We start from the raw sequence: 17,714 nt of genomic DNA on the forward strand, positions 1-17,714 counted from the left end.
CGTCGGCGGGCTTGCTGCAGGCGGCGAGCGGCAGCGCGGCGATGAGGGCGAGGCTGAGGATGCGGTAATTCACGAGGCGCTCCTGAAAGGGGAAGGCGTGTCTAGCGGACACCTGGGCCTCTACGCGCCGAGACGGCGGCCGGATGCAGCAGGTCGCAACATCCGTCGACGATCGAGGTCGCGCCCGCTAGGCTGGGCCCAACGGCACGGAGGCTCGGATGAACTGGCTCGAATTCATCGCGGCAATGACCCAGGCGCTGGCGTGGCCGATCGCGCTGATCGTCGTGTTCCTTCTCGTGCGCCGGCAGTTGATCGCACGGCTGCCCGATCTTGAAAGCCTCGAATGGAAGGACTTCCGCTTCCGCTTCGGCCGGCGCGTGCACGAGCTCGCCACGCAGACGCGACAGGCGCTGGTCGACACCGAAGCCGCCGGCGCGGCACCACTCGACGGCGAAAGCCATCGTCTGCAGCTGGCCGAGATCTCGCCACGCGCGGCCATCCTCGAGGCATGGATCGAGCTCGAAGGCGCGGCGGCCGTCGCGCTCAAGCGTCGTGGCGCGAAGGTGACGCGTCAGGAGCTGCAGCAGCCGTCGCGACTGGCCGATGCGTTGATCACCAGCGGGCTGCTGGGTGCGAGCCAGGCGGGGCTGCTCTCGGAGCTGCGCCGACTGCGCAACGCCGCGGCGCATGCGGCCGATCCCAAGATCACCGCGGACACCGCACGCGAGTTCGTCGGCGTCGCCGGTGCGTTCGAGCGTCTGCTACGCCTGCGCACGCCGGACGCAGTCGAGGCACCGCCGGCTCAGCGGTAACCGGCCGCCTGCAGCTCGAACAGTTCGGCGTAGCGACCGTGCTGCGCCATCAGTTCATCGTGCGTGCCCGAAGCTTCGACCTTGCCGCCGCCGAGCACGAGGATGCGATCGGCCATGCGCACGCTGGAGAAGCGGTGCGAGATCAGGATCGCCGTGCGGCCTTCGCTCAGTTCCTTGAAACGCTGGAACACTTCAAATTCCGCGCGTGCGTCGAGCGCGGCGGTGGGCTCGTCGAGGATCATGACCTGCGCATCGCGCATGTAGGCGCGCGCGATCGCGATCTTCTGCCACTGACCGCCGGACAGATCCACGCCGGTATTGAATCGGCGTCCGATCATCTGGTCGTACTGCAGCGGCAGCGCTTCGATGACTTCATCGGCGAGCGAACGGCGTGCGGCTTCGCGGATACGTGCGTCGTCGCCCATCGCGTCGAGCCGGCCGACGCCGATGTTCTCGCGCGCGGTGAGGTGATAGCGCACGAAGTCCTGGAAGATCACGCCGACGTTGTTGCGCAGGTCTTCAAGGTCGTAGTCGCGTAGGTCGCGGCCGTCGAGCAGGATGCGGCCTTCGTCGGGGTCGTACAGGCGCGCGAGCAGCTTCACCAGCGTGGTCTTGCCGGCGCCGTTCTCGCCGACCAGCGCCAGCACTTCGCCCGCGCGCAGTTCGAACTCCAGCCCGCGCAAGGCCCAGCGCTCGGCATCGGGATAACGGAAGCCGACGTTCTCGAACACGAAGCCGCGATCGATCGGTCGCGGCACCGGTGATGCGTCGGGCTTGGATGTGATCTCCGGCTGGATCTCGAAGAACGAGAACAGGTCGTCGAGATACAGCGCTTGGCCGGCCACCTGCGAGAACCCGATTAGCAGGCCTTCCAGCAACTGGCGCAGGCGACGGAAGCTGCCGGCGAGGAACGTGAGGTCGCCGATCGTGAAATCGCCCTTGACCGTGCGCCAGATGATGTACGCATACGCGATGTAATAGCCCAGCGTGCCGAGTGCGGCCAGCACCGTGCCCCAGATCGCGCGACGCTGCGAAAGCGCGCGATTCGCGGCGTAGAACTTGTCGGCCAGCACGCGGAAGCGATCGATCAGGAAGCGGTGCAGCCCGAAGATCTTGATCTCCTTGGCCGTATCCGCGCTCGCACCGGTCTGGCGCAGGTATTCGAGCTGGCGACGCTCGGGTGTCCACTGGAAATTGAGCGAATAGCCGAGCGCGTTGAAGTGCGCTTCGCCGACGAACGCCGGCACAAGCGCGATGCCGAGCAGCACGATCAGCCACGGCGCGTATGCGATCAGGCCGATCGCAAAACTCACCACGGTGATCGTGTCCTGCGCCTGCCCGAACAACTGGCTGAGCAGGTTCATGCGGCCCATCGTCTGGCGGCGCGCGCGGTCGAGGCGATCCTGCAGGTCGGGGTCTTCGAAGTCCTCGAGGTCGAGCGTCGCCGCGTGTTCCATCAGGCGGATGCTGGTCGCGTTGGTGAAGAGCTCGGACAGCAGGCCGTCGACGTAACTCGCCGCGCGCGCCATCAGGTCCGACACCACGGCGAGTGCGAATTCGCCGATCACCAGCATCGCGAGCCGATGCAGCGCACCGTTCGCCCACAGCGTCTGCAGGTCTGCACCGGGGCCGGCGACGGCGACGAGATGGATCGCCTCGTCGATGATCAGCTTGCCGATGTAGAGCAGCGCGACCGGCGTGAGCGCCTGGGTGAGGCGCAGCACGAGGCTGGCGAGCGTCAGCGAGCGGCTGGTTTCCCAGATCTGCCGCAGGAACGGGCGCAGGTTGCGCAGGGCGTCGACGCGTTCGCGGAACGGCATCGACGCGCGACGGGGAGTGGTCGGCGACGGCATCGCGCCATTGTCGACAGGCGCCGTGAAGCGGGCGGCAGGTTCAGCCGAACAGATGCACGGCCACGGCCGCGATCGCAAGGAACGCGAGCAGGCCGAGTGTCGGGGCGGCGATGCGCAGGTCCGCGCGCGAAGGCGTTGCGGCGGTCAGCAACGTGCCGGCGATCCACGCGTGCATCGCGATCCACGCGCCGTGTGCATCGGCAAGGAACACGACGATCCACACCAGCGCGGCGGGCACCAGCAGCAGCGGTGCGAGCGCGATCGGGCCCGCGCGCCACCACGTTGCGCGGAACACCACCGCACCGAGGCGCCAGCCCGTCGCGGTTCGCTCGGGCCACAAACGCGGAAGCTGCGGATGCGCGCCCAGCAGCAACGCGATGACGTAATGCGCGAGTTCGTGCGAAACCGTGCCCGGCAGTGCGAACGCGGCGTAGAGCCACAGGCCGAAACGACGCGCGAAGCGCTGCAGCACCATCACTGCGGCCACAGCGCACCATGCCGTAAACGGCACGGAAGCGAGCGAGTCCTGCAGTGCGGGGATGTCGAGCGTCACGCGCGAAGTATGCGCATCGGGCGACGTCGCGAAGCGAACGCGTCAGTCCGCGGCGCGCAGGATGTCCTGTCCGCTCAGCGACTTCGGCGTCTTGCCGAGCGCGGCGCGATAACGCATGTACAGCGTCTCCACCTTCGCGAGGTACTGCTGCGTTTCGCGATACGGCGGCACGCCGCCATAACGCGCGACCACGCCGGAGCCCGCGTTGTACGCCGCGGCGACGAGGCGCAGGTCGCCGCGATAGCGCGTCGCGAGCTGGCGGATCATGCGTGCGGCCGCGTCGATGGACTGGTCGGGCGACGTCGGGTCCGCACCGAATTCGCGCGCGGTCTCCGGCATCAACTGCATCACGCCGACCGCGCCTTTCGGCGACACCGCGGCCGCGTTGAAACCGCTTTCGGCATGCGCGATCGCACGCAGGTAGGCATCGTCCACACCGGTCTTCTTCGACGCCGCCTTGAACTGCTTGGCGAAGCGATCGATCTGCGGCTTGCCGACCTGGCCAAGACCCACATGCGCAGGCTCGCCTGGTGGCGTTTCGACGGTGAACGACAGAACCTTGGTCGAGCCGGGCAGGTTGCGCGTGCTGTAGACCGTCTTGCCGTCCTGCTGGCGTTCGTAGAGGTTGCCCTTCACCACGCCGAGTGCGCCCCAGAGGTTGGGCACTTTCACCGCGTCATCGGCGATGGTCTTCGCCTCGCACTTGGACCCGGGCTCCGGCGCGGTGGCGAGGCTGACCGTCGCATTGCGCACGCAGCGATACACGGTGCGCGCCTCGGCCTGCGGCGCGAGCAGCAGGGCGGGAAGCAGCAGGAGAAGGGCACGACGCATGGCGCGCATCGTAGGCGCCACGCATGAACGCCGGATGTGCCCGTGGTCAGGGGGCCTGATGGTGAGGGGCCGTGCGCGATACTGCGCCAGCAGCCGCGGCCGGGGAGGGCCCGTGCGATCCATGACGATTCGATACCTGATGCCGCTCGCATACGCGGCGCTTCTGACGGTGTTCCAACCGGCGATGGCGGGCACGCCGGCCCGCTTCAGCGGCGACAGCCCGGTGATCGTCGATGCGCTGCCGCCCGACCGCGTCGCGGCGATCGTCGACGAAGCCTCGCATGCGCGTGACGGCATCAGCACGTGGGTCAAGCCGCTGCCCGCGCAGTGGAAGACGCTCGACCGGGAATCGCTGCTCGCGCTGCTGCACATGCCGTCCTTCGCGGAGATTCCGCACGAGACGCGCGGCGTGCTGCTCAACCAGGCTGCCACGTGGGATCTGCTCGGTTGGCAGCGTCCATCGGACGCGGCGCGCCTCTGGGAGCGCGTATGGCCCCGTGACGCAAGTGCCGATCCCGGAAACGCGCCGAACGCGTCCACTGGGATCGGTTACACGCCCGACCCCACGTGGTCCACGCAGGCACGCGCGATGTCCACCATGTTCGCCTGCTTCCCGCGCGATGTCTGGTCGTCAAAAGGTGAACCGATGGTGGAAGCATTACGCAAGCCGTTCTCCTTCCAGTTCGACAACTACACCGGCTGGGATGCATTCGGCCGATGCGCGCCTGAAGGCGCGTTCGCCGAGGAGACGCGCCCGACCGCGGAGGAAGCCGCCGAGTTGAAGCGCTTCCTCGCCGACCGCCTCGCCGGCGAGCTGTACGTCGACGGCTGCACGCGAACCGGGCCGGAAAGCTGCCTGCTGCTCTTGCACGCGTTGATGACGCTCGCGCCGCACGATGGGCGTTTGCCGTCGCTGATCAAACGACTCGAACCGCAGGTCCTGCCCGACATGCCGGTCGCGGTGCCGGATGTCCGCCCCATCCATATGGAAGATCCCGTCGACGCCAGCGTCGCGCAGATCGAAGCGGCGCGCGACGAAGCCGCGCGTCGTAGCGTGTTCCTTGCACACGAGATCCGGGTGATGGTCGATCGCCCCGCGGCGTGGCCGGCCGGTGCGCTGGATCGCGCGGTCGGGCAGGCCACCGACCTCGCCATCGTCCGTGCACGCATCCAGGCGTTGTACGGATGGCGATGGCAGAGCTTCGACCGCTATTACGACGATCCGTGGTCGCCGCTTGACGCGTCGGCGCGCGAGCGCCTTGCCGCGGATCAGCGTGCGCGCGGCGCCACGCTTGCGCGCGAGGTCGGGTGCAACGCCGAGACGTTGCAGATCAACGCATTACCCGAGTTCATCCATGCCGTGTACGTCGGTGTCGCCACGCAGCACTGCAACTAGCCGCGGCACAGGCAGGACACCGCCGCTTGTGCCTACACTCGGGCTTTCCGCCCGACAGGTCCTCGCATGAAGCTTCGTCTCGCGCCCTTGTCCGCCGGCCTGCTGTCCGCGGGCCTCCTCGTCACCGGCATGTTCGCCGCGTTCAACGGCCGCGCGCAGGCGCCTGCTGCAGGTGCAGCAGTCCGCCCCGTCGTGCTGAAGGCCGCGCACATGTTCGACGGCCGCAGCGGCCGCATGGTCGAGCCCGGCATGGTGGTGGTGCAGGGCGAGCGCATCGTCGGGGTCGGCTCGAACGTCGCGGTGCCGGATGGCGCACGCGTGATCGATCTGGGCGAAACCACGCTGCTGCCGGGTTTCATCGACGCGCACACGCACATCGCCGACGACCACGACGACGACTGGGCGGCCGGCATCTACAACGGAATGATGCGGTTTCCCGCCGAGCAAGCCTTCCATGCGCAGCGCAACGCGAAGGTCACGCTCGATGCCGGTTTCACCACCATCCGCGTGCTCGGCGCCAGCGACTTCATCGACGTCGCGCTGCGCAACGCGATCAACAACGGCTATGCGACCGGCCCACGCATGATCGTGGCGGGCCACGCACTCGGCTCGACCGGCGGCCACTGCGACAGCGCGCCTTATCCGCCGACTCGCGTGATTCCGTCGACGCCGCTCGAGGGCGTGTGCAACGGCGCGGAACAGTGCCGCGAAGCCACGCGCCTGCAGATGAAGTACGGCGCCGACGTCATCAAGATCTGCGCATCCGGTGGCGTGCTCAGCGAATCCGATCCGGTCGACGTGCCGCAGCTCACGCCGGATGAACTCAAGGCGATCATTTCCGAAGCGCACAACTGGGGCCGAAAAGTCGCCGCGCACGCGCATGGCGACACGGCCGCGCGGCTCGCGATCGAAGCCGGCGTCGATTCCATCGAACACGGCAGCTTCCTGAAAGCCGAGACGCTGCAGCTGATGAAGCAGAAGGGCGTGTACCTGGTGCCGACGCGCACGACGCTGCTGTGGACCGAATCGAAGCTCGCCGGCTATCCGCCCAAGATCGCGGGCAAGGCGCATGCGGCGTACACCGCGCACGAGACGATGCTGCGCAACGCGATCCGCATCGGCACGCCGATCGCGCTCGGCACCGACGCCGCGGTATTCCCGCACGGGCTCAACGGCCGCGAGTTCGGCGACTACGTGGACGTCGGGATGTCGCCGGCCAACGCGCTCATGACCAGCAGCATCGGTGCGGCGAAGCTCCTGGGCGTCGACAAGGACACCGGCACGCTCGAAACCGGCAAGTACGCCGATGTCGTTGCGGTGCCCGGCAACGTGCTCAGCGACATCCGCGCGACCGAACACCCGTCCTTCGTGATGAAGAACGGGCAGGTGGTTCGCGGCACCGAGTAACTCGGTGACGATCTCGCGCGGTCAGTCGCCGCGCGAGATGCCGAGCCGGTCGCGATCGTCGTTGTGTTTGCGCGTCGCCAGCGAGTCGTCGTGATCGGCGGTGCCCCGGCTGGAGCGGTCGCGCTGATGGTCTTCCAGTGATTCGCCGCCGTCGCGCGGGTCGATGTCGTGCAGGCGGTTCGCAGTGGTCTGGCCGTCGCTGGGGCCGCTGTAGGGCTCGCGGCTTCCGCTGGCTTCGCCCTTGCGTGTGTCGTTCGATTGAGTCGCCATCGTCGTTGCTCCGATTGGTCTAGCGACCTCGACGATTGCAGTGGCCTCGTAACCCATGCGCGAGCGCGGCGTCGTGCCAATGTTCAAGCGACCGCGCATACACACCGCCCTCACGATGCTGAGCCCGCCCGCGCGACATACGACGCGTTGCATGACCGGTTCAGGTGCAGGGCGCTAGCGTTCGCTGCAACCCATGAGGAGAACCACCATGACCCGCATCTCTCCGCTCGTGCTGATCGCTTCGCTGTTGCTCGCCGGTCCCGCACTGGCCGATCCGGGTCATGGCAAGGGCCATGACAAGGGCCACGGCTCCGACAAGCATGAGCGCTACGAAGGCATCCGCATTGGCGAGCCGAATCCGCACGGCCCGATGCCGATGCATCACGACAACGGCCGCCACTTGGGTCAGTACAAGCATTGGGCGCGCGGTGAACGCATGCCGGCCACGTACCTGGCGCCGCGCTATTACGTGCGCAACTACACCGTCTACCACCTCGCGCCGCCGCCGCAGGGCATGGTCTGGGTGCGCCCGTACGAGGACTCGCAGCAGGTGTACCTGGTGCAGGCGGCTACGGGCCTGATCCAGCGCATCCTCGGTATCTGATGCGAACGAGCTGACTGCAATGTTGGTCGAGGAGCCTCGCATCGCGGGGCTCTTCTTTTTGGCGAAACGGATCAGTTGCCGAGCGAGTCGCTGGCGCTGCACGCCGTGCCGACGGCCGCGCCGCTCACGCACAACCGGAAGCTGTGCAGGCCGGTGACCTGCCGGGATTCGCCGGCTGCAACGTCATAACGACGCACTCGCGTCGTGCAGTCCTGTTCCGCCGCGCAACCGCTCGGCAGCACCAGGTAGTGACACGCACCGCTTGCACTGCGCACGCAATCGAAACGCGCGACGCCGTCCTGCACGCTGGCGCGACTGAACAACGCATCCGCACCGCTGCCGACGATGCGATGCACGACGGTATCGCGGCCACCGTTCCAACCCAGCAGCGACGCGACGAAAGCGAGCAGGGCGAAGAGCTTGTCCATGGCGATATCTCCAGTCAGGCCGGGCGGAACAGCGCCATGAACGGCGCGCTGACGCTGAGCGTTTCAGGGCGGCCGCGCAGGCGCAGCGTGCCGCGGCCGGTGTCGTCGCGGGTCACGCCGGCGACGGTTTTCAGGTTGACGACGGTCGAGCGATGGATCTGCTTGAACGTGTTGGGATCGAGCCGGGCGAGCAATTCGCGCAATGACGTACGCAGCAGCGCTTCGCCGTCGGCGGTCACCACCGTCGTGTACTTGTGGTCGGCGCGGAAGTAGACGACCTCGTCGATCAGGATCAGTCGCGTTTCGCGGCCTTCGCTTGCGGTCAACCAGGTCAGCGGTTCGGCGGAGCCCGCCTGGCGCGGCAGCACGGGGCCGAGTTTCGCCAGCAGCGCGATGAGCGCTTCGTCACGGTCCTGTCCGCGTCGCAACTGCAGGCGCTGCACGGTGGCGTCGAGTCGTTCGGCGGTCACCGGCTTGAGCAGGTAGTCGACCGCGCCACGCTCGAACGCGGCGATCGCATGCTGGTCGTACGCGGTGACAAACACGATCTGCGTCTGCGGACTGGCTTCGGTCGATGCCGCGGCGACTTCGAGACCGGTGAGTCCCGGCATGCGGATGTCGAGGAAGGCGACGTCGGGATGATGTTCGGCGATCGCCTCGACCGCGCTCGCGCCGTCCTCGCATTCGGCGACGATCTGCAACGTCGGCCATGCGACTTTGAGTTGCGCGATGAGCGCCTCGCGCAGCAGCGTTTCGTCTTCCGCGACGACGCAGGTGGCGACCGGCTCAGCCATGACGCACCGCCTCGCGTTCGGCCGGCACGCTGAGCGTGGCGGCAACACCGGCAGGGAAGTTCGCGACGACTGCAAGCGATGCCGCGCCGTCGTACGCCAGCTTCAGCCGTTCGCGCACGTTCTTCAGGCCGATGCCTGTGCCACTGGTGCTCGTGCCGCCGAGGCCTTCGCCGTCGTCGGCAACGGTCACCGCGACATGGTCATCGTTGCGACGCGCGCGGATCCACACGGTGCCGCCACCGGTGCGCGGTTCCAGCCCGTGCTTGACCGCGTTCTCGACAAGCGTCTGCAGCATCATCGCGGGCAGCGGCGTGGTGCGCAGCGTCTGCGGCACGTCGATCTGAACGTCGAGGCGGTTGCCCATGCGCACTTTCATGATTTCGAGGTAGGCAAGTGCGCGTTCGAGTTCCGCGCCCAGCGTCGACGGCGTGTCTTCCGCGCGTGGCAGCGAATGGCGCAGGTACTGGATGAGATGGCCGAGCATTTCCTCGGCACGCACGGGATCGCTTCGCGTCAGCAACTGCGCGCTGGCCAGCGTGTTGTAGAGGAAGTGCGGCTCGACCTGCGCATGCAGCAGGTTGAGCTTGGCGACGGTCAGTTCCTTCTCGGTCGCGGTGCGCGCGGCGGCCATCTGTTCGCCGCGACGCATGTCGGCGACGCGACGCGTGATCGCACGCGTGATCGCTTCGGCGTTCTCGAGGTTGGTGCCGTCGTCGACCAGGAACCAGTCGCTCCATGCACCGATCTGCGGTTCGCAGACGAAGGTGACGCTGCCGGTGTCGTGCGTCGGCGTCACCGTCGCGAGGATCTGGTTGTGCTGCGAGCCGAACGCCGTCAGCGGATTCCACCGTTCCAGCACGGTCTGCCCGTAAGTGTCGGGGCGACGCACATGCGCGCGGATCTGCAGGCTGTCGCGCGTGCTCGACACGGTCAGGATGCCGGGAAGCTCACGCACCGCGGCGTCGAGCAGATCGAAGGCCTGGCCGGCTTCGAACGGAATCTCGACCTGACGACGATGACGATTGCCGAGCGCGCCTTCGCGGATGTGGCCGGCGATCAACCGCACGCGCCGCAGATGCGAGAACGCACCGGCGACGACGAAGGCCATCACGGTCATGCCGACCGCCACCATCGGGAACTCCCAACGCCCGATGAGCGGGATGCCGGAATACAGGCCCGTGCAGAGCGCCATGACGAGCGCCCAGGCGATGGTGATGCGCAGAACGAAGGCGATGCTCTTGAACACGGGTCGGTCCGGTCAGGTCAGGCGTTGCGGCGAGCATAGTGAGGCCGATCGACGCGTCGACGCCCGTGCGACGAAGCACGGAATCGGCGGAACGAACCCTTCGCGGGCCGCATCGGACCTGCGGCGATGGCGGACTCAGGCGGCGTCGATGCGCCGCTGCATGATCCAGTCGACCAGCGGATCGTCGCCCACGGGGAAGCGCGCCGTACCGACGATGCGGAAGCCCGCGCGCTGGTAGAACGCGATAGGCCCCGGCGCCTGCTGCCAGACGCTCAGCCAGAGGCCGTCGGCGCCGCCGTCGCGTGCGGCAGCGAGCGCGGTGTCGAGCAGTCGCAGGCCGAGCCCACGACCGATCGCGGCCTCGGCGAGATAGATGCGATGCAGCTGCGCCGGGCGTTCGAGGTCGACGACCGCCGGCGGGCTCGACGGCAGCCGCACCTGCAGGAAGCCGAGCCACTCGTCGCCGTCCTCGGCGATCCAGGTGACATGCGTGGGATCAACGAGCTCGGCAGCCTGCTGCGCGGCGCCGAAGGCATGGTCGAGGTAGGTGTCGACGTTGGCCGGCGTGCTGCAGTCGGCGTAGGCCTCGACGAACAGCTGGCGCATGAACGACGCGAGCCGCGCGGCTTCGTGCGGCGCGGCTCGGCGGATGGCGACGGACGAGGCCGTCATATGGGCGACCTAGGGATCAGGCGGCGCGCACTTCGTTGTCGATGTCGTCGGCGGGCGGCTGCACGTGATACGCCGGGTCGCTGCGATCTTCCGGACGCGCCGTCAGGCTGCGCACGCCGACCACGCGGCCTTCGCGCGAAATCATCGCGTAGCCCTTCTGGTCGTGCGCCACGAACACCGCGGAGGACTCCCCGCGTACGAACAGCAGGCGCCAGCCCAGGTATTCCAGCCAGCTCAGTTTCGCGCGCTGCGCCAGCGGGAGCCGGCGTCGAACTTCGAGGCCCGGCACCGGGCGGCAACGTCGACGGTCGTAAATGAGCATGGCGGCTCCCTGCGCGGAGACGTAACGGTAGGTGGGGGATGTTTCGGCCACGTGAAGTCGGCCGTAGCGTTTATGCCAGACGGCCGGTTGCCGCGCACGCAGTTGCCGGTGACCGGTCAGCGCGGTGTCTGGGCGGTTACTGGCGGGGGACGGGCGGTCGTCGTGGGCCCGCGCGAGACGTCTGTCGTGCTGCGGTTGCAGCGAACGCGCGCGGATCAACGCGCGGGCGCGACCCGCCAGATCGCGTTGCCGACGTCGTCAGCGACGAGCAGCGCGCCGTCCTTCGCGATGGCGACGCCGGCCGGACGGCCTTGCGCGTCGCCGCGTGCATCGACGAAGCCGGTCAGCACGTCGCGCGGCGTTCCGGTCGGGCGTCCGTCCACGAAAGGCACGAACGCGACGCGGTAGCCCGACAGCGGCGTGCGGTTCCACGAGCCGTGCATGCCGACGAACGCGCCATCACCGAACATGGGCTGCAGTGTCGTCGACGTATTGAATGCAAGACCCAGTGGCGCGACGTGGTTGCCGAGGCCGTAGTCCGGAACGCGCGCCGCGGCGACGCGCTCGGGGTTCTGCGGCGACACGCGCGGATCCGGATGCGTGCCCCAGTAGCTGTAGGGCCATCCATAGAACGCGCCGCGCTCGACATGGGTCAGGTAGTCGGGCACCAGCTCGCCGCCGAGCTCGTCGCGTTCGTTGACCACCGCCCACAGCGTGGACGTGCCGGGCTGCCACGCGAGCCCGACCGGGTTGCGCAGGCCGTCAGCGAACACCGTCGTCGTACGTGCTTGCGGATCGATCTCGAGGATCGCCGCACGCGATGCCTCGACCGCCATCCCGTTCTCGCCCGCGTTGCTGTTCGAGCCCACGCCGACGTAGAGCCGCGTGCCATCCGCCGATGCGATCAGGCTCTTGGTCCAGTGGTGATTGAACTTGCCGGTGGCGCCCGGCAACGGCACCACGGTTTCCGGAGTCGCGTCGACATGCGTCGCGCCATCCGTGTAATGCACGCGCACCAACGCATCGGTGTTCGCGACATACAAGGTGTCGCCGACCAACGCCATGCCGAACGGCGAATGCAGTCCGGTCATGAAGTCGCTGCGTGTTTCGGCGATGCCGTCGCCGTCGGAGTCGCGCAACAGCACGATGCGATCGGGGCTCGGTACGCCGGCCCCAGTGCGCGCCATCACCAGCTTCATCGCCCAACCCTTGAGGCCGCGGATGCCGCTCTTGCGCGGTGGTGCATTGCTTTCGGCGACGAGCACGTCGCCGTTGGGCAGCACGTAGAGCCAGCGCGGGTGGTCGAGTTGCGTCGCGAACGGCAGCACGGCCAGGCCCGGTGCGGGTGTCGGCGTCGCGCCGGCCGGCCAGTGCACCGCGGGCGCGATGTCGACGTGTGGAATCAGTGCGTGCTGTGGCGCGGGCAGCGTCGGCGACGGGCCGACGCCGTCCTCCTGGGGCGCGGCGATGGCGATACCGCAGGACCCCGCGAGCGCAATTGCAACGAGTCGACGCAACAACATGGCGGGCGCTCCGAGGGCTCATGACAGCCTCGCGTCGCGCATGTCGCGGCGTCGCGAACACGGTTTTGCGACCGCCGTCCGTCGTGTCGTCACAGCCGCTTCGCGATGGCCGCCGGATAGTGCGGCCCATGCAATATTTCGCCTTCGTCGAACGTGACGCGAACCGCCACTACTCGATCACGCTGCCCGACTTTCCCGGCTGCGTGACCGAGGCCAACAGCCTCGGCGCGATCACCGACGCCGCGCAGCAGGCGGTATCTGTGCACCTCGCCAATTGCGTGACGCCGCTCGGCAAGCCGATGCGCGCGGAGATGCTGCCGCCGTCGTTCGAAACGCGCGAAGGCTACTGGATGCTGGTCGACATGGCGCCGGTGATCGCGTCGTATCCGCCCGGCGTGGGCTGGTAATCAGGCCGGAACGTTTTCGCGCGACGCACGCGCCGCGGCGGCCGCAGCCAGTTCGGGGCGCCCACGTACTTCGCGCAACAACGCATTGAGATCGCGCGACGGATTTTCGTCGGCGATTTCGCCGGTCGCCGTCATCGCGACGATGCGATTGAGCCGGAACTGACGGAACGCGGCGCGCAATCGGCACCACGCGCCGAGCGTCCACGAACCACCCCAGAACACGATGCACAGCGGCTCGACTTCACGTGCGCTGGCGTCGCTGTTCTCGTTGCGATAGTCCAGGCGCAGCACGCGGCGTGCACCGATCGCATCGTTAAGCGTGTCGAGCAGTGATCCGAACTCCCGCGTGGATTCGCCGCGGCAATCGGGCGCGAGAATCGCGGTGCGATCGCCGAATGCGCGGATGCGATCGGGAATCGCGGCTTCGATCTTCACCATCGCGCGCGCCGCGCTTTCGCTGATGCGATTGCCGGCGAATGCACGCGCGAAGCGGATGCCGACGACGAGCGCTTCGATTTCGCCTTCGTCGAACATCAACGGCGGAATGTCCGCGCCATGACGCAACACGTAGCCGACGCCGGCTTCGCCTTCGATCGGCACGCCGGAGCGCTGCAGGTCGGCAACGTCGCGATACACGGTGCGCAGCGAGACGCCGAGTGTTTCGGCGAGATCGCGCGCCAGCACGGCGCGGCGTCGGCCGCGCATGGCGTTCACCAGCAGGAAGAGGCGGTCGGCGCGGCGCATCGCCGGATTGTAGCGATGCGCCGCCATCGCCCGGACTCAGGCCGCCGCGGTCTCGTGGCGCTCGGCCTGCTCGGCCGCGTAGCGCGCGTCGAGCTCGGTGGCGCGCTGCAGGCCGGGCAGCGAGGTCACACGCTCGACGTAGTCGCGGAACACCGCTTCGTCGGGCACCAGCTTGAACGCGAGCGTCCAGCGCAGCGCGGTGCCCCACAGCACGTCGGCCGCGGTGAAACGTTCGCCGAGGATGTACGGACCCTTCGACAGCTGCGTCGCGAGCGCGCGCATCACCGTCTCGTAATCGCCGTAGGGCGAACTCATCGCAGCGCCCGGGCTGCGCTCCTGCGAACGGTCGATGACCGCCGGCTCGAAGCTCGCGCCGTAGAACGCGACCCAGCGCAGGTAAGGCCCGCGCAGCGGATCATTGAGCGCGGGCGCGAGGCCCTTGTCGGCATAGAGATCGGCCAGGTAGATGAGGATCGCGACCTGCTCGGTCACTACTGCATCGCCATGGCGTATCGCCGGCACCTTGCCGAGCGGATTGATCGCCAGGTACTCGGGCTGGCGCTGAGTGCCTTCGACGAGGTCGAGCATGTGCAGGTCGTAGTCGGCGCCCAGCGTTTCCAGCAGGGCGAGCGTGCAGGACGCGCGCGAATGGGGGGCGTAATAGAACGTGATCCGTCGCGACATGGTGGGGCTCCTTGATGGGATGGCGACGCCCGGCGGCGTCGTGATCCCAGTCTCGGGCCGGCCTGCTGACAGCGTGGTGTCAGCAGTGTCGCGCGGAGCGGTTCAGGCCACGCGTCGCGACGGTGGCGGCCGGTGCAGGCGCAGCACGGCGTCGCGGAAATCATCGACCTTGAACGGCTTGCGGCAGACCGGCATATGCGCGAAACGCTCCGGCAATGCGCCCGGCTCGTTGGCCGTGGAGAACAGGAACGGAATGCCACGCGCTATCAGCGCGTCCGCCACCGGATAGACGACCTGCTGGCCCAGATTGACGTCGAGCACCGCGGCATCGATTTCCGGCACGCGCTCGACCAGCCCCAGCGCGTCTTCCACCGTCGTCACCGGCCCGAGGACCACCGCGCCCATGTCGCCGAGCGCATCCGCCAACCCGAGCGCGAGGACGTACTCATCCTCCACGAGTAGCAGCCGCAGGCCTTCGATACCGTCCATTCGTTTCGTCGTCTCCGCCCCACCCGGGCGCGACACGGAGCATGCGCCGCAGCGCGTTGCGCCGATGCGAAAACGCCGTCGCCGCACGGCGCAATGACGAATCGTTCAGGGATCCCGACGGGCGAGCGCAGCCATCGCCGCATCGCGGTCGGTGTCGTCGAACAGCGTCGCCTTCAACGCGTCCAGCGACACGCCGTCGAGGCATCGCGCGTTGATGCTGTAACCGTCGGGATGACTGCGCGGTACGTAGAAACTCTTGACGCCGCAGTGCCCGCAGAACAGGTGCCGTGCCGTTCCGGTGTTGAAGCGGTAGTCGACGATCGCGTCGTCGCCCTGCAGCAGACGGAACTGCCCGGCGGTCACGATGACATGCAGGAAACCCGTCATGCGACAGATCGAGCAATTGCAATCAAGCACATGCAAAGGCGACGGCGCATCGACTTCGAAACGCACGCGTCGGCAATGGCATCCGCCGGAGTAGGTGGTGAGTTGATCGGTCATGGAGATGAGTCGGGTGACGGGATGTCGACATCGAGGCCGCCCGCAACCAGCAGTGCGCGCAGGGGCTCGAGCGCCGGACCGTAACGCTTCCAGCGGTCGACCGATTTGCTGTTGAGTGACGAGCGTACCTGGACGGCGCTGGCAGTCGCGACAGGTGCCGCGTTGTCCACGAAGTCGAGGCAGCGCGGCGTCCATGCCAGCCCGCAGAACTCCAGCAGGCGACGTAGCACCGGCTCGGGCGATGCGACCAACTCCTCGTACGACAACTCGAAGATGCGGCCGCGAAGCGTCGTACCCCATGCCGCGACCAGCCGTTCGAACTCCACCACGTAATGACCGGTGTCCATCAGGTCGAACGAGTACGCGTGGTACGGCGACTCCGGCGCGAACAGCTGACGGAAATTGCTGAGGCAGGTGTCCATCGGGTTGCGCCGCGTGCACACGATCCGCGCGTTCGGCAGCGCGCGTGCGATGAGCCCGACGTACAGGAAGTTGTGCGGCAGCTTGTCGACGAAGCGCGGCGCACCATGCGCTAGGTCGCGTGTCGTCGCGAGGTAGTCCCGACCCACGGCAGCCCAGTCGCGGATTAGCGAGGCGTTGCGCAGCAGTTCGTCGAGTGATCGTGCCGGTGCGGATGCCCGCTGTAGTGCCGCGCCGAAGTGTCCGAGTTCGCCGGCGGACGCGACATCGGGATGCGACGAGAGCATGCGGTCCAGCAGCGTGGTGCCCGAGCGCGGCATGCCGAGCACGAAGATCGGCGCGTCGCCGGCGTCACCCGCTGCGTCCAGCGGATTAGCTACCAGACCTCCATGCGCGGCATCGAACGCCGCATGATCGGCCATGCGCGACGAGCCGCGGAGCGACGCGACTGCACGCTTGCCGCGTACCAGATGCTCGAACGCCGGTGGGAAATCGCCGAGGTCCTCGAGTTCCTTCGCGATCGCGAGGTTCACGTGCAGAACGGCGTCGGGCTCGCCCTCGTGGCCGACGAGTGCCGCGTGCAGCTGAGCCAGATGATTGCGCTCCCGCGTCTGCGTACGCAATTGCGCCAAGGCGAGCCAAGCGCGCCAATACGTGCGATCGGCCTCGATGCAGGCCTCGTATTGCGTTTCGGCTTCGTCGAGCCGGCCGAAATACATGAGCGACGTCGCGAAGTTAAAGCGCGCGTTGGCATCGCGAGGGCCAGCGTCGACCGCACGCCGGAACGCCTCTTCCGCGCGGTCGTGGATGTTCGCCTTGCTGTACACCGTGCCGAGCATCGACAGCGTTCCCGCATCGGCGCCGACCCGCGCCAGCGTCGCATCCGCGACCTTCGCCGCGTCGTTCATGCGGTGGCTTTCGACCAGCGCGCGAGCCAGCTGCGCACGCAGGTTTAGGCGGTCCGGCCACGCGCGACAACTCCGCTCGAGATGAGCGACGGCGAGCTTCGCGTGGCCGAGTTCAAGCGCGGCGATGCCGGCGATCATGTGCAGGGTCGGGTCTTCCGGCGCCGATTGCGCGGCCATACCGGCAAGCCGATACGCGGCCGGCCAGTCACCCGATTCGAATGCACGGGCAAGGTTCTGCGCAAGGTCGGGCGAACGTGTCATCGGGGCTCCATCGGGCGATGAAGGCTACGCGAATCGTGACCGCATTCGTCGGCGACGAACGGTGATTGCGGAGTCGCCGGACGCTGGCGTACGGTCGAGTCGGGCATGCCGCCCATGGAGGATCGACGATGGCCGCATCCACCTACGCTCCCCGCCTTTCCGATGGCGCGATGGCCGAAATGAACGTGACGCCGCTGGTCGACGTCATGCTCGTGTTGCTGGTGATCTTCATGATCACGGCGCCGGCGTTGACGCATACGTTGCCAATGAACCTTCCGATCTCGACGCCGCAACAGCCTTCGACACGGCCCCGCGCCGACCTGCGCGTCGATGCTTCCGGCGGCTACACGCTCGACGGCCGCGCGCTCGATGCGAAGTCACTGCGCTCCGCGCTCGGCAGCCTTGCACGCGTCTCGCCGGACACGGTGCTGCATGTCAGCGCGGCGGCCGACAGCGAGTACCAGGGCTTCGCGACCGCGCTCGCGGCGGCGCAGGACAGCGGCCTCGCGAACGTCGCGCTGGATAACTGAATCCGATCGGCTTTCTCATGTCTGCCTGAAGCGGAGTTGACGCGGATTTAACCGTTTCA

Annotated in this window: 21 protein-coding genes; 6 read left to right on the forward strand and 15 right to left on the reverse strand. The window is 67.8% G+C overall.

Annotated elements, in window-relative coordinates; translation table 11 throughout:
* Nucleotides 1-218 precede the first annotated feature (218 nt).
* Nucleotides 219-812 carry a hypothetical protein gene (locus tag ACVWWW_RS03185; protein ID WP_027083911.1) on the forward strand — a complete coding sequence of 198 codons (594 nt, stop codon included), beginning with the start codon at nt 219-221 and terminating at the stop codon, nt 810-812.
* On the opposite strand, the gene ACVWWW_RS03190 is transcribed toward ACVWWW_RS03185, so the two are convergent.
* The 3 genes from ACVWWW_RS03190 to ACVWWW_RS03200 are packed head-to-tail and all read right to left on the reverse strand — an operon-like array spanning nt 803 to nt 4,058.
* Nucleotides 803-2,665 (reverse strand): ABC transporter ATP-binding protein, encoded by a 1,863-nt coding sequence (locus ACVWWW_RS03190; RefSeq protein WP_027083910.1) that lies wholly within the window; start codon nt 2,663-2,665, stop codon nt 803-805. The two genes, ACVWWW_RS03185 and ACVWWW_RS03190, sit on opposite strands and share 10 nt — an antisense overlap.
* 40 nt (nt 2,666-2,705) lie before the next feature.
* Nucleotides 2,706-3,218: a hypothetical protein gene (locus ACVWWW_RS03195; RefSeq protein ID WP_051235553.1), complete on the reverse strand. Its 513-nt coding sequence runs from the start codon at nt 3,216-3,218 to the stop codon at nt 2,706-2,708.
* A 42-nt stretch (nt 3,219-3,260) separates the two neighbouring features.
* Nucleotides 3,261-4,058, reverse strand: a complete 798-nt coding sequence (locus tag ACVWWW_RS03200) for a lytic transglycosylase domain-containing protein (RefSeq protein ID WP_456954489.1) — start codon at nt 4,056-4,058, stop codon at nt 3,261-3,263.
* A gap of 112 nt (nt 4,059-4,170) precedes the next feature.
* On the opposite strand from ACVWWW_RS03200, the gene ACVWWW_RS03205 reads away from it, so the two are divergent.
* On the forward strand, nt 4,171-5,445 hold the full coding sequence (locus ACVWWW_RS03205) for a hypothetical protein (RefSeq protein ID WP_027083909.1): 1,275 nt from the start codon (nt 4,171-4,173) through the stop codon (nt 5,443-5,445).
* Between the two features lie 66 nt (nt 5,446-5,511).
* Nucleotides 5,512-6,852 carry an amidohydrolase family protein gene (locus ACVWWW_RS03210; protein ID WP_027083908.1) on the forward strand — a complete coding sequence of 447 codons (1,341 nt, stop codon included), beginning with the start codon at nt 5,512-5,514 and terminating at the stop codon, nt 6,850-6,852.
* A 21-nt stretch (nt 6,853-6,873) separates the two neighbouring features.
* Here ACVWWW_RS03210 and ACVWWW_RS03215 read toward each other — a convergent pair whose 3' ends face one another.
* Nucleotides 6,874-7,122 carry a hypothetical protein gene (locus ACVWWW_RS03215; RefSeq protein ID WP_027083907.1) on the reverse strand — a complete coding sequence of 83 codons (249 nt, stop codon included), beginning with the start codon at nt 7,120-7,122 and terminating at the stop codon, nt 6,874-6,876.
* Nucleotides 7,123-7,330: 208 nt separating this feature from the next.
* Here ACVWWW_RS03215 and ACVWWW_RS03220 point away from each other — a divergent pair, with 208 nt between their 5' ends.
* Nucleotides 7,331-7,726: an RcnB family protein gene (locus tag ACVWWW_RS03220; protein WP_027083906.1), complete on the forward strand. Its 396-nt coding sequence runs from the start codon at nt 7,331-7,333 to the stop codon at nt 7,724-7,726.
* Between the two features lie 71 nt (nt 7,727-7,797).
* Here ACVWWW_RS03220 and ACVWWW_RS03225 read toward each other — a convergent pair whose 3' ends face one another.
* The 6 genes from ACVWWW_RS03225 to ACVWWW_RS03250 form a co-directional block, all read right to left on the reverse strand.
* Nucleotides 7,798-8,154: a hypothetical protein gene (locus ACVWWW_RS03225; protein ID WP_051235551.1), complete on the reverse strand. Its 357-nt coding sequence runs from the start codon at nt 8,152-8,154 to the stop codon at nt 7,798-7,800.
* Between the two features lie 14 nt (nt 8,155-8,168).
* The gene (locus tag ACVWWW_RS03230; RefSeq protein WP_027083905.1) at nt 8,169-8,948 is read right to left on the reverse strand and encodes a LytR/AlgR family response regulator transcription factor; all 780 of its coding nucleotides are present in this window, start codon (nt 8,946-8,948) and stop codon (nt 8,169-8,171) included.
* Entirely contained in the window at nt 8,941-10,194 is a 1,254-nt protein-coding gene (locus ACVWWW_RS03235) for a histidine kinase (protein WP_027083904.1), read from the reverse strand. Before ACVWWW_RS03235 ends, ACVWWW_RS03230 begins: the two co-directional genes overlap by 8 nt.
* 135 nt (nt 10,195-10,329) lie before the next feature.
* Complete coding sequence (locus ACVWWW_RS03240; protein WP_027083903.1) at nt 10,330-10,866, reverse strand: GNAT family N-acetyltransferase; 537 nt, start codon at nt 10,864-10,866, stop codon at nt 10,330-10,332.
* 16 nt (nt 10,867-10,882) lie between these two features.
* A complete protein-coding gene (locus tag ACVWWW_RS03245; protein WP_027083902.1) occupies nt 10,883-11,188 on the reverse strand; it encodes a hypothetical protein in 306 nt (101 codons plus the stop codon).
* Nucleotides 11,189-11,403: 215 nt separating this feature from the next.
* Nucleotides 11,404-12,711, reverse strand: a complete 1,308-nt coding sequence (locus ACVWWW_RS03250) for a PQQ-dependent sugar dehydrogenase (protein WP_027083901.1) — start codon at nt 12,709-12,711, stop codon at nt 11,404-11,406.
* A gap of 128 nt (nt 12,712-12,839) precedes the next feature.
* On the opposite strand from ACVWWW_RS03250, the gene ACVWWW_RS03255 reads away from it, so the two are divergent.
* A complete protein-coding gene (locus ACVWWW_RS03255) occupies nt 12,840-13,118 on the forward strand; it encodes a type II toxin-antitoxin system HicB family antitoxin (RefSeq protein ID WP_027083900.1) in 279 nt (92 codons plus the stop codon).
* On the opposite strand, the gene ACVWWW_RS03260 is transcribed toward ACVWWW_RS03255, so the two are convergent.
* The 5 genes from ACVWWW_RS03260 to ACVWWW_RS03280 form a co-directional block, all read right to left on the reverse strand.
* Nucleotides 13,119-13,862, reverse strand: a complete 744-nt coding sequence (locus tag ACVWWW_RS03260; RefSeq protein WP_051235651.1) for a helix-turn-helix transcriptional regulator — start codon at nt 13,860-13,862, stop codon at nt 13,119-13,121.
* A gap of 36 nt (nt 13,863-13,898) precedes the next feature.
* Nucleotides 13,899-14,546 carry a glutathione S-transferase family protein gene (locus ACVWWW_RS03265; RefSeq protein WP_027083899.1) on the reverse strand — a complete coding sequence of 216 codons (648 nt, stop codon included), beginning with the start codon at nt 14,544-14,546 and terminating at the stop codon, nt 13,899-13,901.
* Between the two features lie 102 nt (nt 14,547-14,648).
* Complete coding sequence (locus tag ACVWWW_RS03270; RefSeq protein WP_027083898.1) at nt 14,649-15,035, reverse strand: response regulator; 387 nt, start codon at nt 15,033-15,035, stop codon at nt 14,649-14,651.
* Nucleotides 15,036-15,140: 105 nt separating this feature from the next.
* A complete protein-coding gene (locus ACVWWW_RS03275; protein ID WP_036143214.1) occupies nt 15,141-15,536 on the reverse strand; it encodes a GFA family protein in 396 nt (131 codons plus the stop codon).
* Nucleotides 15,533-17,125: a tetratricopeptide repeat-containing sulfotransferase family protein gene (locus ACVWWW_RS03280; protein WP_051235550.1), complete on the reverse strand. Its 1,593-nt coding sequence runs from the start codon at nt 17,123-17,125 to the stop codon at nt 15,533-15,535. Before ACVWWW_RS03280 ends, ACVWWW_RS03275 begins: the two co-directional genes overlap by 4 nt.
* Before the next feature lie 128 nt (nt 17,126-17,253).
* Between ACVWWW_RS03280 and ACVWWW_RS03285 the strand changes: the two genes are divergently transcribed.
* Nucleotides 17,254-17,655 carry an ExbD/TolR family protein gene (locus ACVWWW_RS03285; protein WP_027083897.1) on the forward strand — a complete coding sequence of 134 codons (402 nt, stop codon included), beginning with the start codon at nt 17,254-17,256 and terminating at the stop codon, nt 17,653-17,655.
* Nucleotides 17,656-17,714 lie beyond the last annotated feature (59 nt).

The sequence above is a fragment of the Lysobacter sp. HA18 genome (assembly GCF_054057595.1).